General features: G+C 69.6%; 19 protein-coding genes. 8 read left to right on the top strand and 11 right to left on the bottom strand.

Annotation, left to right across the window (positions count from 1 at the left end):
* Nucleotides 1-197: 197 nt before the first annotated feature.
* Nucleotides 198-632 carry a DUF6892 domain-containing protein gene (locus tag ABZO31_RS29215; protein WP_406864309.1) on the bottom strand — a complete coding sequence of 145 codons (435 nt, stop codon included), beginning with the start codon at nt 630-632 and terminating at the stop codon, nt 198-200.
* A gap of 213 nt (nt 633-845) precedes the next feature.
* Here ABZO31_RS29215 and ABZO31_RS29210 point away from each other — a divergent pair, with 213 nt between their 5' ends.
* A complete protein-coding gene (locus ABZO31_RS29210; protein WP_406864308.1) occupies nt 846-1451 on the top strand; it encodes a dihydrofolate reductase family protein in 606 nt (201 codons plus the stop codon).
* Nucleotides 1452-1604: 153 nt separating this feature from the next.
* Here ABZO31_RS29210 and ABZO31_RS29205 read toward each other — a convergent pair whose 3' ends face one another.
* Nucleotides 1605-2090: a lamin tail domain-containing protein gene (locus tag ABZO31_RS29205; protein ID WP_406864307.1), complete on the bottom strand. Its 486-nt coding sequence runs from the start codon at nt 2088-2090 to the stop codon at nt 1605-1607.
* Between the two features lie 520 nt (nt 2091-2610).
* Here ABZO31_RS29205 and ABZO31_RS29200 point away from each other — a divergent pair.
* From ABZO31_RS29200 to ABZO31_RS29190, 3 genes are all read left to right on the top strand, one after another.
* On the top strand, nt 2611-3666 hold the full coding sequence (locus tag ABZO31_RS29200) for a tetratricopeptide repeat protein (RefSeq protein WP_406864306.1): 1056 nt from the start codon (nt 2611-2613) through the stop codon (nt 3664-3666).
* Nucleotides 3667-3845: 179 nt separating this feature from the next.
* The gene (locus ABZO31_RS29195; RefSeq protein WP_406864305.1) at nt 3846-5522 is read left to right on the top strand and encodes a carbohydrate binding domain-containing protein; all 1677 of its coding nucleotides are present in this window, start codon (nt 3846-3848) and stop codon (nt 5520-5522) included.
* A 446-nt stretch (nt 5523-5968) separates the two neighbouring features.
* A complete protein-coding gene (locus tag ABZO31_RS29190; RefSeq protein WP_406864304.1) occupies nt 5969-7246 on the top strand; it encodes a family 16 glycosylhydrolase in 1278 nt (425 codons plus the stop codon).
* A gap of 198 nt (nt 7247-7444) precedes the next feature.
* Here ABZO31_RS29190 and ABZO31_RS29185 read toward each other — a convergent pair whose 3' ends face one another.
* From ABZO31_RS29185 to ABZO31_RS29175, 3 genes are read right to left on the bottom strand one after another with little or no spacing between them, the layout of a single operon-like run.
* The gene (locus ABZO31_RS29185) at nt 7445-8455 is read right to left on the bottom strand and encodes a transporter (protein WP_406864303.1); all 1011 of its coding nucleotides are present in this window, start codon (nt 8453-8455) and stop codon (nt 7445-7447) included.
* On the bottom strand, nt 8452-9348 hold the full coding sequence (locus ABZO31_RS29180; RefSeq protein ID WP_406864302.1) for an ABC transporter ATP-binding protein: 897 nt from the start codon (nt 9346-9348) through the stop codon (nt 8452-8454). The genes ABZO31_RS29185 and ABZO31_RS29180 overlap by 4 nt, the downstream gene beginning before the upstream one ends.
* Complete coding sequence (locus ABZO31_RS29175) at nt 9345-9749, bottom strand: GntR family transcriptional regulator (RefSeq protein ID WP_406864301.1); 405 nt, start codon at nt 9747-9749, stop codon at nt 9345-9347. Before ABZO31_RS29175 ends, ABZO31_RS29180 begins: the two co-directional genes overlap by 4 nt.
* Nucleotides 9750-10195: 446 nt before the next feature.
* On the opposite strand from ABZO31_RS29175, the gene ABZO31_RS29170 reads away from it, so the two are divergent.
* Together ABZO31_RS29170 and ABZO31_RS29165 are read left to right on the top strand one after the other, a co-directional pair.
* A complete protein-coding gene (locus ABZO31_RS29170; protein WP_406864300.1) occupies nt 10196-10792 on the top strand; it encodes a hypothetical protein in 597 nt (198 codons plus the stop codon).
* Between the two features lie 15 nt (nt 10793-10807).
* On the top strand, nt 10808-10936 hold the full coding sequence (locus tag ABZO31_RS29165; RefSeq protein ID WP_406864299.1) for a hypothetical protein: 129 nt from the start codon (nt 10808-10810) through the stop codon (nt 10934-10936).
* 263 nt (nt 10937-11199) lie between these two features.
* Here the strand turns inward: ABZO31_RS29165 and ABZO31_RS29160 are convergent, their stop codons facing one another.
* The 5 genes from ABZO31_RS29160 to ABZO31_RS29140 all read right to left on the bottom strand — a co-directional run bounded on the left by ABZO31_RS29160 (nt 11200) and on the right by ABZO31_RS29140 (nt 15190).
* A complete protein-coding gene (locus ABZO31_RS29160; RefSeq protein WP_406864297.1) occupies nt 11200-11448 on the bottom strand; it encodes a hypothetical protein in 249 nt (82 codons plus the stop codon).
* Between the two features lie 182 nt (nt 11449-11630).
* Entirely contained in the window at nt 11631-12911 is a 1281-nt protein-coding gene (locus ABZO31_RS29155; RefSeq protein ID WP_406864296.1) for an ABC transporter substrate-binding protein, read from the bottom strand.
* Between the two features lie 369 nt (nt 12912-13280).
* Nucleotides 13281-13919 carry a glyoxalase gene (locus ABZO31_RS29150; RefSeq protein ID WP_406864295.1) on the bottom strand — a complete coding sequence of 213 codons (639 nt, stop codon included), beginning with the start codon at nt 13917-13919 and terminating at the stop codon, nt 13281-13283.
* Nucleotides 13920-14179: 260 nt separating this feature from the next.
* Nucleotides 14180-14398 (bottom strand): hypothetical protein, encoded by a 219-nt coding sequence (locus ABZO31_RS29145; RefSeq protein ID WP_406864293.1) that lies wholly within the window; start codon nt 14396-14398, stop codon nt 14180-14182.
* A 393-nt stretch (nt 14399-14791) separates the two neighbouring features.
* Nucleotides 14792-15190: a hypothetical protein gene (locus tag ABZO31_RS29140; protein ID WP_406864292.1), complete on the bottom strand. Its 399-nt coding sequence runs from the start codon at nt 15188-15190 to the stop codon at nt 14792-14794.
* A gap of 233 nt (nt 15191-15423) precedes the next feature.
* On the opposite strand from ABZO31_RS29140, the gene merB reads away from it, so the two are divergent.
* Together merB and ABZO31_RS29130 are read left to right on the top strand one after the other, a co-directional pair.
* Entirely contained in the window at nt 15424-16131 is a 708-nt protein-coding gene (gene merB / locus ABZO31_RS29135) for an organomercurial lyase (protein ID WP_406864291.1), read from the top strand.
* Between the two features lie 207 nt (nt 16132-16338).
* On the top strand, nt 16339-16812 hold the full coding sequence (locus tag ABZO31_RS29130) for a hypothetical protein (protein ID WP_406864290.1): 474 nt from the start codon (nt 16339-16341) through the stop codon (nt 16810-16812).
* Nucleotides 16813-17116: 304 nt separating this feature from the next.
* Here ABZO31_RS29130 and ABZO31_RS29125 read toward each other — a convergent pair whose 3' ends face one another.
* On the bottom strand, nt 17117-17539 hold the full coding sequence (locus tag ABZO31_RS29125) for a hypothetical protein (RefSeq protein WP_406864289.1): 423 nt from the start codon (nt 17537-17539) through the stop codon (nt 17117-17119).
* Between the last annotated feature and the right edge of the window lie 491 nt (nt 17540-18030).

The raw sequence follows: 18030 nt of genomic DNA, 5'->3' as shown, positions 1-18030 counted from the left end.
GCTCGACGACTCGCCGGGCTCGGCCTGACCTGCGAGTGCCCCGTCACGTGCGACCTAAGCCCGCTTTGCTCATCTGCATGACAGATTGCTCATTCGAGCACCACGACGGCTTCGCCGCGCCGCCTGCACGCCCCGCAGGGCGGCGCCGCTGCCGAGCAGCCCCGCACGCCGTGTCCGCGACCGAGACCTACCGGGGCTCAGTCGGTCGCGATGCCGCGCGCGGCGAAGACCTCCGCCGCGTCCGGCACCACCAGGACGCCGTCCTCCACGAAGGTGACCTCCCGCAGGTTGGGCAGCAGCGCGAGGTCGTCGAGCGAGCGGACGTCGAACAGGTCGTCCTCGCCGTCCCAGGCAGGGGCACAGTGCCGGAAGACGTCCGCCCCGGCGTCGAAGCACAGCTCCTCGACGCGGGTGAGCAGCTCGGCCGGAATCTCCAGGGACTCGAAATGAGCCCGGGACTCCGGCAGCACCTCTGCGTGAAGGCCGTTCTCCAGGACGTAGGACGCGGGGTCGCCGATCCCCCGCTCGGCCAGCCGCGCGGACAGGTCGTAGACCGGGAGGAGCGGCTCGGGGCCGTACATGAGCTCCTCGATGACGAGCAGCTTGAGGTTGAAGTCGTGGAACCGGCTCATGGGACATGGGTATCACGGAGGTACGACACCCGCGGCGCGCAGCGGCGCCCACCCACGGCAAGGCGGCCACGAGCACGGTCACGGCTGTCGTGCCGCTCCGGCGACCTGATCGGCTGCGGCGTCATGGGTTTTCTCGTCGGTCCACGGCGCGGCCGATGAGTTTGCGGCTCCCGGCCGGTCCAAGCTCGTGACACGCCAGGAAAGGACACCGCCATGTCGGAGCTTCTCGTCGATTTCATCACCTCCCTCGACGGCTGCGCATCGGGCGAGGGATGGCCCGGGTTCTGGGGCCTGGAGGGCCCGGAGTACCTCGCATGGCTCGGCAAGCAGCCCGAGGCCACGTACCTGATGGGAGCGAACACCTACCGCCTGATGTCGGGCTTCGCCGCAGGCGAGGTCCCGGATGGCCAAGCCGAGTTCAGGCCCGAGGAGGAGGCGTCCGTCGACGAGCTCACGCAAGCGTCCAAGGTGGTGTTCTCCTCCACACTCGAGGAGCCACTGACCTGGGCCAACTCCACGCTCGTCCGCGACGACGCCGTCGAGGCGGTCCGCGCCATGAAGTCGAGCGGCTCGGGGCTCCTCAGCACGATCGGCAGCCTCAGCCTGTCCCGGTCCCTGCTGCGAGCCGGACTCGTCGACCGCTTCCGGGTCGTGATGTTCCCGGTGATCACCGGGGCCACGGGCGAAGAACGCATCTACGACGGCTATCCGGACGTCGCCCTCGAGATGATCGACCACCGCACCTTCGACGGCCGCATCCAGCTGGTCGAGTACAAGCCCCGCGTACTCGAGCACCCACCGCTCGCCGTCCCTGCGTGACGTCGCCCCGTCCGCCGGTCCGGACGGCCGCCGAGAGGCTCCGTCCGGTCCTGCGCCGGCAGGAGTGGGAAGCTTGCGGCTTCCCGGGGCGCGCACGCGGGACGCCCCGCCTCCGCTGTGGACGAGCGGGGACGGGGTGTCGGGCGGATGGGATCAGTGGTGGCGGTGGTGGTGGTGGTGGTGACGCCCGCCCCAGGACTCGGTGTCGACGACGCGGCCACGGTCGTCGCGGAGGGTTGCGGTGTCGGAGTGGTTGTCCCACACGTAGTCGCGGCGGTCCTGGAAGAGGTCGGTGCGGGTGTCGCGGCCCTCGCCGGTGTGGATGCGGATCGTCCCGCGGCCGGCGAGGCGGACATCGCGGAACTTGTAGCGGTGGCCGTCTTCGCTCTTCAGGGTCCAGCCGTCGAGGTCGACCGTGTGGCGGGAGTTGTTGGTGATCTCGACCCACTCGCGGTTCAGCGACCGGTTGGAGCGGTTGTCCCGTCCGGGGCTGTCGGCCTGCACACGGCTGATCTCCACCCGCGCAGTACGGTGGCGGTCGCCGTCGTGGGCGGACGCCGGCAGAGCGGCGACGGAGACCAGGGCGCCGGCCGCGAGGGCGGTCGCGGCGATACGGCGGGCGGTCGAAGCAGCAGACATGGGTGATGTCTCCTCAATGGACAGCGCCTCACCAACCGCAAACAAACGGCTGGTGAGTGCGGTGCGTGTCTCGGTCCGGTGCGGGCCGAGGACGCACACTCTGCAACCCGGCCACCGCCGCCGACAGGCCGACCGGACCCTGATACCAGGTGGCGACATTTCCGTAACTGTCGGATGCATCGGACATCCTTTGCCGCAGGCATGGCCCTGACATTCACGGGCGACTACACCCACCCCGTCCGGCGGTCAGCAAGCGGCCCTACTTCCCCCGGCTGACGGCACGGCGAGCGATCCGACGAGCTCCGCCACCTGAGTGACCAGGTCGAGTAACAGCCGTTCTGCAGAGTTCTTCGCACATCGAGACCGTCACCCGCACACGTAGGCGACGACCGTGACACGGAAGGCCCCAGCGCAGCTTCGTGGCGGTCCCGGCGTGGCCGGCCGGCTCACGCGGGAACCGTCAACTGTCAGTCCCTCCTGGCAGGCTGGCGCGGGAACGCTCCCCAGAGAAGGCGGCGAGATGAGCGATCAATCCTTCCTCGACTCCAACGGCAGGGCCCTTCCGCTGCCCCCCGACCCCTTGAGCCCGGTGCCGGACGAGGTCGAGCACGCATTGGCGGCGTACAGGGCGGGGGATGCCGCACAGGCACGGGAGTTACTGGCCGCGATCGCCGCAACAGGACGTACCAGCGCGTCCGGGCATGCCGCGATGGCGCTGGCGGGCATCGAGATCGGCGAGAACGGGCTCGGCGGCTCCCACCGGCGGTGGCTGGAGCAGGTGACCGCCGGAGAGGACCCCTGGCTGGGGCCCCTGGCCGCGGTGATACTCACCCCGGACTTCCGGTCGGGCACGTCCTCGGACTCGGACCGCATACTCCTCCCGAGCCTCGCGGCTCAGCTCACCGGCGACCTGGACACCGCCCGGGACGGGCTCGAGCGTGCCTTCGAGACCCACAAGGGCACGGAGGCCGGAGACATCGCCGGCCTCCTGCTCGGCAACCTCCTCGTCCAGAGCGGTGAACCGGCCGCCGCTCTGGAGGTCCTCAGCTACACGCGAGAAATGTGCGACGGAACGTTCGCGGGCTATGCGGCTCATGTCGAGGGACACGTGCTCATCGGGCAGAACGAGGACGAGCGAGCGAGCAAGGTGCTCGGGTACGCGCACAGAGAGTCCCACCCGGCCCGCGGCGGTGACAGGGGGCTGCACTCGTGGGTCGCGGTTCGCTTCGGCGAGGTGCTGGCGAGCAACCCTTGGGTGGATCTGGTCTGGGACCAGATGGAGAAGAGCGGTGTGAGCGAGGGCGAGGTGATCCGGGAGCCCTTCGAGTCCGCCTACCGGGAAGAAGCGGGCACTCCCGCGCTCGCCGGCATCGGCCTGTTCCTGTTCCCCGCGACGTTCGAACCCGTGCACGCGGGTCTGGAGCGTCTGAAGGCATGGAGCGACGAACGGCACGAGCGCGGCCGCAGGCTGGTCCTCGCACTGCACACCTTCGTCGAAGACGCCCGCGACACCGAACGCACGCAAGGTCTGGCGGACCTCCGGGCGAAGCTCGACCTGCCCAGACCCGACTGCTGAACCGCAACCGGCCGGGGGGAGGTCGCACCGTGCTTCGCCGGGCGCCTCCCACGCGGGCGGGTGCGTCGAGGGGTGGGACGGGGGCTTGACGGCAGGATTGGTCCAGTCCAATCTGTGACGCGCTTGTCCTCGCGCAGTCCCCGCACACCCCCATCGCCCCAAATCCCCCTGGAGGTACGGTGCTTGTCCGCAATCGCCTGGTGGCGACGCTCGGCGCGTCGCTCCTCGGCACGGCGGCTCTGGTCGCCCTGCCCGCCCCGGCCCAGGCCGCCGAACTGCTGACCGACCCGGGCTTCGAGTCCGGCGCCCTGTCCGGGTGGAGCTGCTCCGGCGGCACCGGCTCGGTCGTCTCCAGCCCCGTGCACGGCGGTGCCAAGGCGCTCGCCGGCGCGGCGAGCGCGTCCGACACCGCCAAGTGCGCCCAGACGGTCGCCGTGCAGCCCAACACCACGTACACGCTGTCCGGTTGGGTACGCGGCAACTACGTGTCCCTCGGCGTCGAGGGCGGCACCGCGACCTGGACGCCGTCCGCCTCCTCGTACCAGCGCCTCTCGCTGAGCTTCACCACCGGCGCGAGCCAGACCAGCGCCACCGTCTACACCCACGGCTGGTACGGCCAGGGCACCTACTACGCCGACGACATCAGCCTCGAAGGCCCCGGCGGCGGGGGCGGCGGCGCCGACACCCAGGCGCCGAGCGCGCCCGCCGGGCTCCAGGTGGCGTCCAAGACCGCCTCCGCGGTGACCCTCGCCTGGGCAGCCGCCACCGACAACGTCGGCGTCACCGGCTACGACGTCTACCAGGGCGCCGCCAAGGTCAGCACGGTCACCGGCACGACGGCCACCGTCGGCGGGCTCACCGCCTCCACCTCGTACACCTTCACGGTGAAGGCCCGCGACGCGGCCGGCAACGCCTCCCCGGCCTCCAACGCGGTCACGGTCACCACCGAGGCGAGCGGCGGGGGCGGCGGTACCGGCTTCAAGCAGGCCGCGCCCTACCTCTACCTCGGCTGGGGCAACCCGCCCTCCCCCGCCACGGTCATGAACGCCACCGGCATCAAGACCTTCACCATGGCCTTCATCCTCTCCTCCGGGGGTTGCAATCCGGCCTGGGACGGCCAGCGCCCGCTGACCGGCGGCGTCGACCAGTCCACGATCAACGCCGTCCGGGCGGCCGGCGGCGACATCGTCCCTTCCATCGGCGGCTGGTCCGGCAACAAGCTCGGCCCCAACTGCTCGACGGCCGAGGCCCTGGCAGGCGCCTACCAGAAGGTCATCGACGCCTACGACCTGAAGTCGATCGACGTCGACATCGAGAACACCGACGAGTTCGAGAACGCCGCCGTCCAGGACCGCGTCCTCGGCGCTCTGAAGATCGTCAAGGCGAACAACCCCGGCCTGCGGACCATCCTCACCTTCGGCACCTCGACCACCGGCCCCACCTCCTGGGGCAACCGGCTCATCGAGCAGTCCAAGGCGCTGAACGCCGGCATCGACGTCTTCACCATCATGCCCTTCGACTTCGGCGGCGGCGCCGACATGTACGGCAACACCGTCAACGCCGCCGAAGGCCTAAAGAACAAGCTGAAGTCGGTCTACGGCTGGGACGACGCCACCGCCTACGCCCACGTCGGCATCTCCGGCATGAACGGCCTCTCCGACCAGCAGGAGGTCACCACGCAGGAGACCTGGACGAAGATCCGCGACTGGTCCAACACCCGCCACATCGCCCGGCTCGCCTTCTGGTCGGTCAACCGCGACCGCGGCTGCGCGGGCGGCGGAGTGACCGAGACCTGCTCGGGCATCGCCCAGACGGACTGGGAGTTCACGAAGATCACCGCCGGCTTCACCGGCTGAGCGGCCTCCCGCGGGCTGAACCCCTCCCCCAGGGGTTCGGCCCGCCTCCGGGAGGCGCATGCCGCGCTTCGGCCTGCCGGGAGCACGGCCGGCGTCGGCCGCACCCTCCGCGCACTCCCGCTGACGACCCGCACCGCCCCCTGACTCGCGTGACTCGCCTGACTCGCCTGACTCGCCTTCCTTAAGCACAGATCAAATCCGGCTTAAGTCCGCCTCAGTCCGGCTACGGTTCTCCGAACAGCCGCAGGTCAGGGGCATTTGACGGCCGGCGTTCCGGCCGGCGTCCCGGTTGGCGGGGGCTGCGATCGTGCGTATCGTCTGGCCCGCCGACGGAGTTCGCCGCGCGGGTGTGAGAGCGCTCTCAGGCCATCCGGCCGCCCTGGCGCTCGACGAGCGTCCTTCGGCGATCTGCACGGAAGTCCCCCACAGACAAGGTGTGTTCCCTCATGGCCGCTCATCGCGCACGCAGATGGTCGCTCGGAGGGCTGGCGTTCCTGATGTCCGCCGCTCTCGCCTCCGCCGTCCTGATCAACACGTCGGACTCGGCGACGAACCGGGCGGGCGCCGCCACCACGTCGACGACGTGGGCCGACGACTTCGACGGAAGCGCGGGCAGCCCGCCAAGCGCCTCGAAGTGGACCCTGGAGACGGGCGGCAGCGGCAACGGCAACCACGAGCTGCAGTACTACACGAACAGCACGAACAACGCCGCCCTCGACGGCAAGGGCAATCTGGTCATCACCGCCCGCAAGAACTCCGACGCCGGCCTCGACTGCTGGTACGGAACCTGCCGGTACACCTCGGCCCGGCTGAACACCGCGAGGACCTTCACCCAGAAGTTCGGTCACTTCGAGTCCCGCATCAAGGTCCCGCGGGGCCAAGGGATGTGGCCGGCCTTCTGGATGCTGGGCGACGACCTCGGCAGCGTCGGCTGGCCCGACAGCGGCGAGATCGACATCATGGAGAACGTCGGCAAGGAGCCCGGCACCGTCCACGGCACCCTCCACGGCCCCGGCTACTCCGGTTCGGGCGGCGTCGGCGCCGCGTACACGCTGCCGAACGGCAAGGCGTTCGCCGACGACTTCCACGTCTTCGCGGTCGACTGGAGTCCGTCCAAGATCACCTGGTCCGTGGACGGCCAGGTCTACCAGACCCGTACCCCGGCCGACGTCAGCGGCAAGAAGTGGGTCTACGACCACCCGTTCTTCCTCATCCTGAACCTCGCGGTCGGCGGTGACTGGCCCGGCAGCCCCGACTCCGGCACCTCCTTCCCGCAGACGATGACCGTCGACTACGTCCGCGTCACCACCTCGGACTCCGGCGACACCGGCGGCGGCACGCCTCGCACGGGCGCCATCAAGGGCATCGGCGGCATGTGCGTGGACGTCGCGGGCGCCGGCACCGCCGACGGCACCCCGATCCAGCTGCACGACTGCACCGGCGCCGAGGCCCAGAAGTGGACTCTGGGCAGGGACGGCACCGTACGGGCCCTCGGCAAGTGTCTGGACGTCAAGTCCGCCTCGCACGCCGACGGGGCGGTCGTACAGCTCTACACCTGCAACGGCACGTCGGCCCAGAAGTGGGCCTACACCGCCGCCCGTGATCTGACCAACACCGGCGCGAACAAGTGCCTCGACGCCAAGGGCAACTCCTCGGCCGACGGCACCCGCCTCCAGACCTGGACCTGCACCGGCGCCGCCAATCAGAAGTGGACCATCGGCTGACCTCGGGCAGTCCGTCCGTCCGCCCACAAGGGTCCGTCGGCCGGCTGACGGACCCTTCGCCGTGCAGGGGGCGTGACGGGACGGTGCCGGTCGAGCGTCGCATCCTGGCGCATCCGCCCGACGAGGTCCGCCGACAACACGCGCCCTCACGAGGTTCGTTGCCCCACCTTGACGATCGGCCGGTGGGACTGGCGTGCGTCAGGTCACTCGGCGGCGGATCCACCAGGCGCAGAACCCGGTCAGGGCCAGGGCGAGGCCGAGATAGAGCCCCGTCTCGGCCCATTGAAGGGCCCAGAAGTTCCCGGCGGGCTGGTACGTCACCTGCTGCTCGTAGCCCAGGGCGCCGAGGTCGGCGACGCAGCGTTCGACCTGCTGCAGGGCGGGCGGGCCCGATTCCGTGCGCAGGCAGTCGGCGAAGGACGACGGTACGGGGACGGGCTGACCAGCTGCGTTCAGCGTCTGCTGGGAGGTGACCCAGGATCCGGGCACCGCTTCGAGGTGCGCGACGATCTCCCTGGCTCCGTCCTGGATGCTGATGGGGGCACCACCGGGCTCGATCGGCAGGACGGTCCGGTCCGCGGCCGCCAGGTGGGACCGGATCCACATCGGCACGACGATCTGGACGGCGGCATAGAGCGCGAAGGTGGTGGCCATCGCGGGCAGGGTGCGGCGGATGACCAGGCCGAGGGCGACGCCCAGGACGAAGGCGAAGGCGGCATGGGCCATGGGGACGACACCCCGTGCGGCAAAGGCCACGGGGTCGAGCCGCGGGAAGTACGTGTCCGTCGCGCCACCGCTGTTGACAGCCCGGTCGATGGGGCTGCTCCACCAGCTCACCGCGAGTGCGACCAGTCCGGCAGCGGTCATGGAGGCCGCCGCACCAAGGCCCAGCTTGGTCGCCAGCCAGCGGGTGCGGGTGACGCCCTGGTTCCACGCGAGGTAGTGGGTACCGGTCTCCAGTTCACGGGCGATCAGCGGCGCGCCCCAGAACATCCCGATGACCGCCGGCACGGCGAGCACGACCAGCAGTCCGGTGTAGTAGAGGGTCTGGTCCGCACTGGAGACCTGGTCCACCAGGCTGCTGCCGGCCGTCCGGTAGAGGTCGGCCAGCTGCGGGCCGGTGACCGCCAGGGTGGCGGCGAGGGCAGCCACCGCGGCGAACATCACGGCGGCCTGGGTACGGAACTGACGCCAGGTCAGCCAGATCATCGGAGTACCTCCAGTGCCGGTCGGGTGTCACGTACCGCGTCGGCGGGCCGGGTCATGTACGCCAGGACGATGTCCTCCAGACCGAGCGGGCCGACGGTCCAGGACGGATCGTGGACCGCGGTGTCGGTGCGCACCAGGAGAGTGGTCTGCCGTTCGGTGTGGCTGGCGGTGATGACGTGCTGACCGGCCGGGAGCGTGTCCGGGTCCCGGCGCGGTCCGGTGAGCCGGTGGTGGCAGGCGACCAGGTCGTCGATGTCGCCGGCCACCTGTACCCGGGAGTCGACCAGGACGATGACGTAGTCGCAGGTCCGCTCCACGTCGGAGACCAGGTGGGAGGAGAGCACAACGCTCAGCTCGTGCTCGGCGACGGCCTCCATCAGGTCCTGCATGAACTCACGTCGGGCGAGCGGGTCCAGGGCCGCGACCGGCTCGTCCAGGATGAGCAGTTCCGGGCGCTTGGCGATGCCCAGGGTGAGAGCGAGCTGCGCGCGCTGGCCGCCGGACAGCTTGCCGGCCCGCTGCTTGGGGTCCAGACCGAGACGACGGATCCGGTCGCGCGCCACGGCGTCGTCCCAGTCCGGGTTGAGGCGCTTGCCGAACTCGAGATGGTCGGCGACGCTCAGCGCGGCGTAGGTCGGGGTGTCCTGGGCGACGAAGCCGACCTTGGCCAGCTGTTCCACACTCCCGGCAGGCCGGCCGCCGCACACCTCGATGGTGCCGGCCGTCGGGGTCAGCATCCCGGAGGCCAGCTTCAACAGGGTCGACTTGCCGGCGCCGTTGGGGCCCACCAGGCCCACGACCCGGCCGGCGGGGACGTCCAGCTCGCAGTTCTGCAGCGCCCAGCGCTGCTTGTACCTCTTGCCCAAGCCCTGGGCTCGTAAGACAGCACTCACGCTACGTCCTCTCCGGCGGCGTTACGAAACGTGCTCACGAACAGCGCCTCGATGCTCTCGTCGTCGAGCCCGGCCAGGCGGGCCCTGGTCAGCCAGCGCTGCAGGTCCTTGCGGAGCGGTCCGTGCGCGGCGAGCGAGGCATCGGCCAGCGTCCGGGTCACGAATGTCCCGACGCCGGGACGGGCGGCCACCAGGCCGTCGTGCTCCAGCTCCCGGTACGCCTTGAGCACCGTGTTCGGGTTGACCGCCATCTGCTTCGCCACGTCCTTGACCGTAGGCAGCCGGTCCCCCTCCTTCAGCAGACCCAGACGCAGCGCGTGCCGAACCTGCTGGACCAGCTGCTGGTACGGGGACAGGCCGGACCGGCTGTTCAGGTGGAACTCAATCACCGGTTCCTCCATTTATCTAGTTGCCTAGCACTATAGCTTTCTCCAGCGCCCCTTCGGCAAGGCGTGCACGACCCCGGCGGGACTCACTCCGCCATCGCGCACGCGAGTCGACCGGAATGCACGGCATGATCGTGTCCCTGGGAATCTGTGGTGGGGGTGTGGTGTGAGGGACTGGCGGGCCGATCCGACGTTCGCGATGTGCCGGGCACTGGAGGACGGAGCGGAGTTGGCCTCGTTCGCGGGAGGCGCGTTCGACGTGCGGGCGGTGGTGGCCGACATCCAGTCCGGAGCCATACGCGAGTTGCCCCTCGACGCCGTCCCGTGGGGGAACTTCCCCCACGGTGACGATGCCCGGGAAGCCGTTCACCTGCTGCACACCGGCGAGGACGTTGCCGGCCACGCGGCGGGCATGCTGGGGGGCCTGTGCGCGGACGACAGCCGGGCGGCCGCCGCCCTCCGTGCCGTTCCTGATCCCCATCGCCACCGAAGCCCACCATCCACACCGTGCCGCCGCCCTCGCCGTACTCTCCGGCCCGGCCCGCGCCCGGCATTTCGGCGTCGCCTCCCGCGATGAGTTCCTGCTCCACCGCAACGATCCTCGGCGCCACGCCCCCGACGACTACGACGACTACGGCGTCGCGGTGACCGGCTACCCGGCAGGCTGGTCGGTGGCCGCCGCCCGAGCCTCGATCACCGCCGGAACACCCGTGCTTCTGCCACTCCTCGACGACTCCGACCCCACCATCCGCGTCGACGCCGCCTACGCCCTGGCCACCGCCACCGACCCCGACCCCGACCACACGGTCCGAACGGCCCTCGCCACCAGGTTCGCCACCGAGCAGGACGCCATGGTCCGCGCCGCCCTGCTCCTCGCCGCCGCCGAGACCACCCGAGCCCACGGACAACCGCCGGCCGTCTCGTGGTTCCGCGAGCGGTGGCAGGACCGGACGGGGGCCCCCGAAGTCCGTCTGGCCGCGGCAATCGGCTGGCTCTGCCTCACCGACGAACCCGCCCCCGAGGACCTCCGGCAGACCGTCGACACCTTCGCCACGTAGGAACGCGCGCACGCCATGGACACTCTGCCGTGGATGGACGCCGCCGCCGGAACCAGTGAACCGGGACTCTCGCGCTGCATCCGCTGCATGCTCCACCCCGAAGAGCCCGAACCGTACGACGACCCCTGGGCCTCCTCCCTCTGAGCGACCCGCCAGGGCCACCGGGACGCCCTGGTCGGGTGATCGAGGCCAAGTCCGAGCGCCCGCTCCCGGTTCACAGCATGGACACGGAATGCCCTGAGCCCACGCCACGCCCAGGCATGGGCCAGGAGGGCTTCATCAGGGCCGCGGCATGCCCGTCCCCGTCCCGGAACCGCACCTCCTCGGCGACACGTTGCGCCGGGGACGGCACGGCTCGGTACTCGAGGACGTCGACCTTCTCGGCTCGCCGACCTCCGGCCCGTGCTTCAGCAGGGGCCCTTGTCCTGGCCCGTGCCGCATACAGGGCCGGGGTCCTCGTAGATGGAGATCATGAAGACCAAGAAGGCCACGAAGGCGACCAATGTGCCGATGCGCCACAGCAATTCACTGCGCTTCCGCGCGCGCTCGTCATGCTCGTCGTGCTCGTCGTGCTCGTCGTGCTCGTCGTGCTCGTCGTGCTCGTCGTGCTCGTCGTGCTCGTGCTCAGCGTGATCGTCGCCGTTGTCGCTGCTCATGGTCCCCCCTCGGATGAGTGCGGCGGAGCAATACCCTGAATGCGTCGGGGGCAACCGTGTTGTTGCGTGCGGACGGTGGCCGGGACTGGTCGACCGGACCCTAGGAAGCCTCGCCCGTCGCCCAAGGGCCCATCGCCCACCTCGGGGAACGGGGAGAATCTGTCGCAGGGCAGGAGGCTCCGCTAGCTCTGCGCCTCCATGTCCGCGGCCTGCTGGGCGATGTCCTCCAGTACGGCCTTCGGGTCGGCGGACGGCTCGACGGCCTTGCCGATGTTGCGCTTGATGGTGTTGCTGACCTGCAGCCAGGACGGCTCGCCGACCGGGTAGAGCCGGGCGATGCGCAGTGCGGTCAGGAACTGCTCGGCACTGGGGTCCGCGGCCGCGTCCTTGGACGCCTGGGTCGCGGACACCGTCGACGGCAGCATGTGGTAGCGCGCGGCGAACTCGATCAGGTTCTCGTCCCGGTAGACGAACTCCATGAACGAGCGCACCCGTTCGCGGTTGTCCTCACGCTTGAAGGCCATCATCCAGTCGGCGACACCCACCGTCGGCGGAGTCTCCCTGTCGCTCAGTGTGTCCGACACCGGCATCCTCAGCGTGCCGACCTTCATGCCCTTCTCCCTCGCCTGGTGGAGCAGCGAGGGGTAGCCGTTGACCATGCCGACCTGGCCGCGCAGGAAGGCGTCGAAGGCCTCCTGCCGGTCGAGTTCGGCCGGCGGGACCGGGCCCGTCAGGGCGGGCGTGACCAGGTTGTCCTTGATCCAGCGGAAGGTCTGTGTGTTCTTCTCGGACGCGATGTCGTAACCGCCGCTGCTGTCCGTGTAGCCCCCACCGTTGCTCAGCCCCCAGATCAGGGCTTCGGCGTGCGCCTCCTCCGGGCCGAGCGGCAGGGCGTACGGGTAGAGCACGCCCTCCCTCTTCAGCGCCTTGGCCGCGGCCTTCAGGTCCGACCAGGTCTTCGGCGGCTTCGCTCCGGCGCTGTCGAACAACTCCTCGTTGTAGAAGAGCAGCCGGCTGCTGGCCACGAAAGGAAGGCCGTAGAGGGTGCGGCCGACCGTACCGGCCTCCGCGAGCGGCGGCAGGAAGTTCGACTCGGCCCTGATCGACAGCAGCTCACCGGCGGCGTAGAGGCGGCCCTGCGCGGCGAAGTCGGAGTACGCGCCCATCAGGGCCACGTCCGGGGCGTTGTCCTCCTTGACCATGCGGGTGACCTCGCGGTCCACGTCGGCCCACGGATAGAGCGTCACCTCCACCTGCGTACCGGGGTGGGCGGCGGTGTAGGCGGCGGCCAGCTTGTCCCAGTACGGCTTGGAACTGGTCGCCGCGCTGTTGCCGTACTCGGCGGCCACCAGGCGCAGCTTCGTCCCCCCGCCACTCCCGGACAAGCCGCAGGCGGTGACGAGGGAGCCCAGAAGTCCGATGGCCGCCACGGAGGCGGTCGCGGCGGAGAGTCTTCGTCGCACGGATCTTTCCTCTTGATCTTTTTCGGACAGTGCGTCCGGAATTCTCTCCCGACCACGGGCCTATTTCGCCCTCTGACCGACAATTGTGGCCATTGCTCCAACTGGGCAGGTTGCAGCTAGTGCCTTCCGATATGCCACTGTCGATTCCGACGCGCGTAGAACCCTGTGGAGTGGCCCGGGTGAGTCTCGTATGGGGCATTGGCGAAAGGACACCCAAAGGGCACGTTCACCCCGAACAGCGGCGCCGGAGTCGCTGTGGCCTTCGCGGTGTCCCGCCGCCCCGCCGCGTCCCCGCCGGTGCCGCTCCTGCGTCGACGGCGGACCTCGGGCCGGGGACGCGTGCCAGGAGCGAGCGCGGCGTGGGGCGAGTTACGCGGTGGCCTCCCAGGCGAAGCCGTCCGGGTCGGTGAAGGTGTCGGTGGTGGTGCCGAGGACGATGCGGTGCGAGCCCGTGCCGTCGACGGGGACGCCGAGGTCCTTGGCCAGGGCGCGGCGCTTGTACAGCGCCAGTGTGACGGGGCTGTTCTGACCGGGGGCGAACTGGACGTACTTGCCGCCGAAACTCTTGGCCACGGCCAGGCCACGGTCGGCGTAGAGCTCCTTGGTGGCCTTCACGTCCTCGACGCCGAGGAGCAGGACGATCTCGTCGATCTCGCGGGTGTCGGGGCCGGTGTCCTTCTTCGCCGAGGTCGCGATCTTCCAGATGGTCCCGTCCGGGGCCTGGACGACGCCGCTGTAGCCCCACATCGACTTCTTGGCAGGCTTCAGGACTGTGGCGCCGGCGTCCACGGCGGCGCCGACGAAGCCGTCGACGGTGGCCGGCCCGGGCACCGTGAGCGCCAGGGTGAAGCCGCGGAATCCGGTGGAGTGCGTCTCCGACGCCCGCAGGCGCAGGAACGAGTCCACGCCGAAGGCGCTGTAGAAAAGGCGGGCGGCCTCAAGGTCGGCCACCTCGAGGGTGACGGACGCGAGGGACATGTGGGCTGCGGTGGAAGCGGTGGTTGCCATGACCAACACGCTAGAAGCTGCGTGGCACCCGGGGCTTCTCGATTCCTGACCGGTCTCGCCGATTGCTTCCCTACGCACGCCGTCATCCGTGCCACGAGCTTGGCATCGACACCGCCACTGTGAAGGGGCGGTCGGCGTTCGGGATGCTTGATGCCGTCCGTGCTCGCCGGGCTTCGACGTACGCTGCCCAGGTCAGGGGTCTCGTTGGCATCCGCCTCGGCCAGCACGGCGGTGAACACCCGCCCAGGCCCCGCAACGCCTCAGTGACCGGCCATGGACTTGTCGAGCACTCCGCCCAGCGCACCGTAGACGCTGCATCGGGCCGAGTGCCTTGCTCTGCGCCGGAGCCCGAACACCACGATGAACGACGACGCGAAGAGCCCGACCAGGACCATCGACACGACCGGGTTGTAGACGAAGTACACGCCGCACCCGACGCCGACCCAGACCAGGAGTGGCAGGAGCGAGCCACGGAGCACTGTCCCGAACCTGATCCGTTCTGCTCCCGACGGCAGCACACCTTCATGCCACACCTCGATGTGGTTCCTGGTCACACAGTGCTCAGGTCGCATGGAGCCATCAGACCACCGGCAGCTCAGATCTGGTGTGGTGATCCACAAGAAACCGCGTTGCCGTAGGTCGGCCGTCCTGACCGACCGATGCGGCACGTGCTCGACCTGGCCGCGCACACGGGCGAGACAGACGGCCAAGGCAGGCCGTACCGAAAACGTTGACGGCTCCCCGGGTGGCCGCCCACCGGGCGCCGTGAGTGAGTCGAGGCTTCGAATGCCTTTCTCAACGGCAGGGGGCATCGTCCGTTGCGGGCACCTACGTCGTCATCGATCAGTGGCCACGCTGAGGAGTCTCATTGCCTACTTGGTCACGTCCTTGATCCACCCGGAGCAGTCGATCCACCCGGGGAGTCCGCCGCTGAAGTCCTTCGCGCAGGCCTTGAACTCAAACGTGGTCCTGTGGGGAATGTTCGAGATCGTGCAATACTCCACGCCGTTGTTCGCGCCGTTCCGGTCGTCGCATGACGTAATCTCGGCGCGGCCGGGGAACTTGATGCGGAGCACCATGCTGTAGCCGTCGGCCTTGGTGTCCGCGACCTTGAACTTGTTGCCGTCGGTGGCGTTGAACGCCCCGTATCCCCGGCCGTTCGACGCATAGGCGAACTGGTAGGACCCGAGGGCGTTCGCCGGGGCCTGTGCCAGGGCGGCACAGGCGGCAGCGCCGGCTATGACAGACAGAACACGCTTCGTACGGGACATACGCGTCCCTCACTCTCTTGGCTCACAGGCACTTACAGCGGATATCCCGCCCGGCCATCTCGGAGTGATCATGCCGGGGGCGAGCCTGATCTGCCAAGGCTGCCAATGAACTTGAATTCGTGATTCCGGTCATCGACGGCCGACCGGAATTACGAATTCACGTTCCCCTGCCCCTGCCCCTGCCAAGGGCGCACGCTGGACTCATCGCCTCCATCAGCGAAGGACCCACACGCATGACCGAGAACGCCTCGACAGCACCGGTGAGCCTCGACGAGACCGAAGTGGTGCGCCTGGCCGTCTACCGCGGATTCGCCCGCACCGGACGTGCGCCGAGCGTGCCGGAGCTCTCCGCACTCACCTCACTCGCCCCCGACCGGCTACGTCGGGAACTGCGCACCCTCCACACACGCCACGATCTGGTCCTGGACCCGCAGGACGAAGACCAGGTCGTGATGGCCCACCCCTTCGCCTCCGTACCGCTCGGCTTCTCCGTCATGGGGACGCGCACCCTGTGGTGGGGCGGCTGCGCCTGGGACTCGTTCGCCCTGCCCCACCTTCTCAAGGACGAGCCCGACGTCCTGGTCGCCACCCGCTGCCCGGCCTGCGACACCCCGCACGCCTGGGTCGTCGGCCGGGACGCACCCCCGAAGGGCGACCAGGTGGCCCATTTCCTCATCCCCATGAGCCGGGCCTGGGACGACGTCGTGCACACCTGCGGCAACCAGCGCCTCTTCTGCTCCACCGACTGCGTCGATGCCTGGCTGCACGAGACGGGGCACGAGCGCGGCTACGTCATGGATCTGCCCACCCTGTGGCGCTTCGCCGGCGACTGGTACACCGGGCGCCTGGACGCGGGCTACGTTCGCCGTGACCCTGCCGCCGCGGCCTCCTACTTCGCCGAGGTCGGGTTGCGGGGCTCGTTCTGGGGCCTGCCCGACTGAGATCCGTATTCCGCCCGGCGCTCAGCGCGGAGCCAAGCCCGCCTGGCCGACTTCCAGCGCCCGACCTCGCTGACCGCCGTCCCGCTGTTCCCCGAGGCATGGTGAGCTGCCTGCGGCTTGTTGCTCGGATCGTTGGCGGTGTCGGTACGGGCTGGAGAAGTCGCGCGCATCGAGTGAGATCTTTGACAGAGCGGCAGGGGTGAAGGCGTGGAGATCACCGTCCAGTGGATACGGACGTCCTGGACGAAGCAGTCCCGTGGAGGGGAGGCCGCCGCCCGTAGGAACGCGGCCCCGGTCGGCTTCACCGTCCCGGATCTGCCGCCCTCGTTTGCCCACGTGGTCCGCATGCACGAGCGAGACGGCTTCGAGCCCCATGGCGTTGCGGAAGACCTGCGCAAGGTCGACGTCCAGCTTCGCGAAGCCGACGGCCGGTTGCGCGTCCTTCCCCGAGTGCAGCCTCTGTTCGCCATACCGCCTCGGCCGCGGCGGCCCCCGGCCGTGCGCCTTGCCTCCGGCCAGTGGGTCCGCTGGCAGCTCAACTACCGTTTCAGCAGCGCGGCGGGTGTGCGCGACTGGTCGTACTGGCTGGACACCTTCAACATCGCATATGGCCCGGTGGACGCCGACGTGTTCTTGTCGGAGCCCACGGTCCACGTGGACGAGCAAGGACCGGTTCGGTAGCTCCACCTCGGGGTGATCACGCACTGCCGTTCTCCTCCCCCGCCGCGTCGATCGGCCGGCTGAGGTCGTCCCGGAGTCTTTCGATGCGTTCGCTGATGTAGCGGTGGCGTTCGACTCGATGGCGGGCATCAGCCGGTCGAGGTCCTGCTCGGGGATGAACTGGGGCACTTTCTACGGGTACTTCGGTATGTCGCCGACGCCGATGAGGGTGTGGCCGGGCACGTCGACGTACTGCCAGAGCGCGGCGACATCCCCCAAGGCCGGCGACCGGCTGGGACTCCGGGGCCTGCCTACGGCCACCACCTCACCTCGGCCGGGTCCAGGGGTTCCGCTTACCCGGCACGACCACCCCGGCAAGCAGCCCCAACACGTCTCGCACGACCCGCATAGTCGCCAACGACAGCCGCCGACCCACCGCATCCGGCAGCGCCCGCAGCGCGCCCGACTCCGCCAACTCCCAGAACCCGCGCAGCACAGGCTCGGTGAACAGCGCCTCCGCCCGCACCCGCGCCGACCCTGGCATCGACCCCGTCTTGAGGGCCCGGTCGAACATCCCGAGCACCATCCACAACTGGTCGGCCCGCTGCCGCGACACCCGCACCGGCAACCCCCGTGCCCCCGGCACCGGTTCACGAGCGTCCCACAGCCCCGGACCCCGAGGCGCGACACGATCCACCACCTTCGCGAGCCGCCGCACCGACGGTGACTCGTACGTCCTGGCGGTCATGCCCTGGCTCCTCTCCGCCGCACCGCGACGGATCGTACGCGGCCGTGAGCTGTCCCCCACCGGTCCTGGTCGGGCCTTGGTACTGGTGGGCTCGCGTGTTCAACTGACGCGCGTTGGCACGTCCCGCACCGGAATCGCTCCTGACCGCGGCGCCTGGCCGGGGCGGGGCTGATGTCAGCCGACCCTGATGGGGCGACGGATCTGTTCCGACGACTGGTCGACTGCTCACCCGCAGCGTTCCAGCGCTTCGCCGAGGACTATTACGAGGTCTCTGTGGATCTGGAAGCGGTGAGTGACCTGTATGCCTTGCGGCCGCTATACCAGGAACTCGTTGAACGTAGAGGTCACCCTGGCGGACCTGGCCCAAGACATCTCCGAAATCGGCTATCCGCAGCCCCGCTGAGAGCCAACCTGGCTGCCCATCAGTCCGTTTTTGCTGATGGGGCTTCGTACGCAACGGTCGATGTTGCATGGTTCCCAACGGCGCCGCG

The organism is Streptomyces solicamelliae, assembly GCF_045348655.1.
GTDB classification, from domain to species: Bacteria; Actinomycetota; Actinomycetes; order Streptomycetales; family Streptomycetaceae; genus Streptomyces; species Streptomyces solicamelliae.
This window is presented reverse-complemented; position numbering and strand designations above follow the sequence as displayed.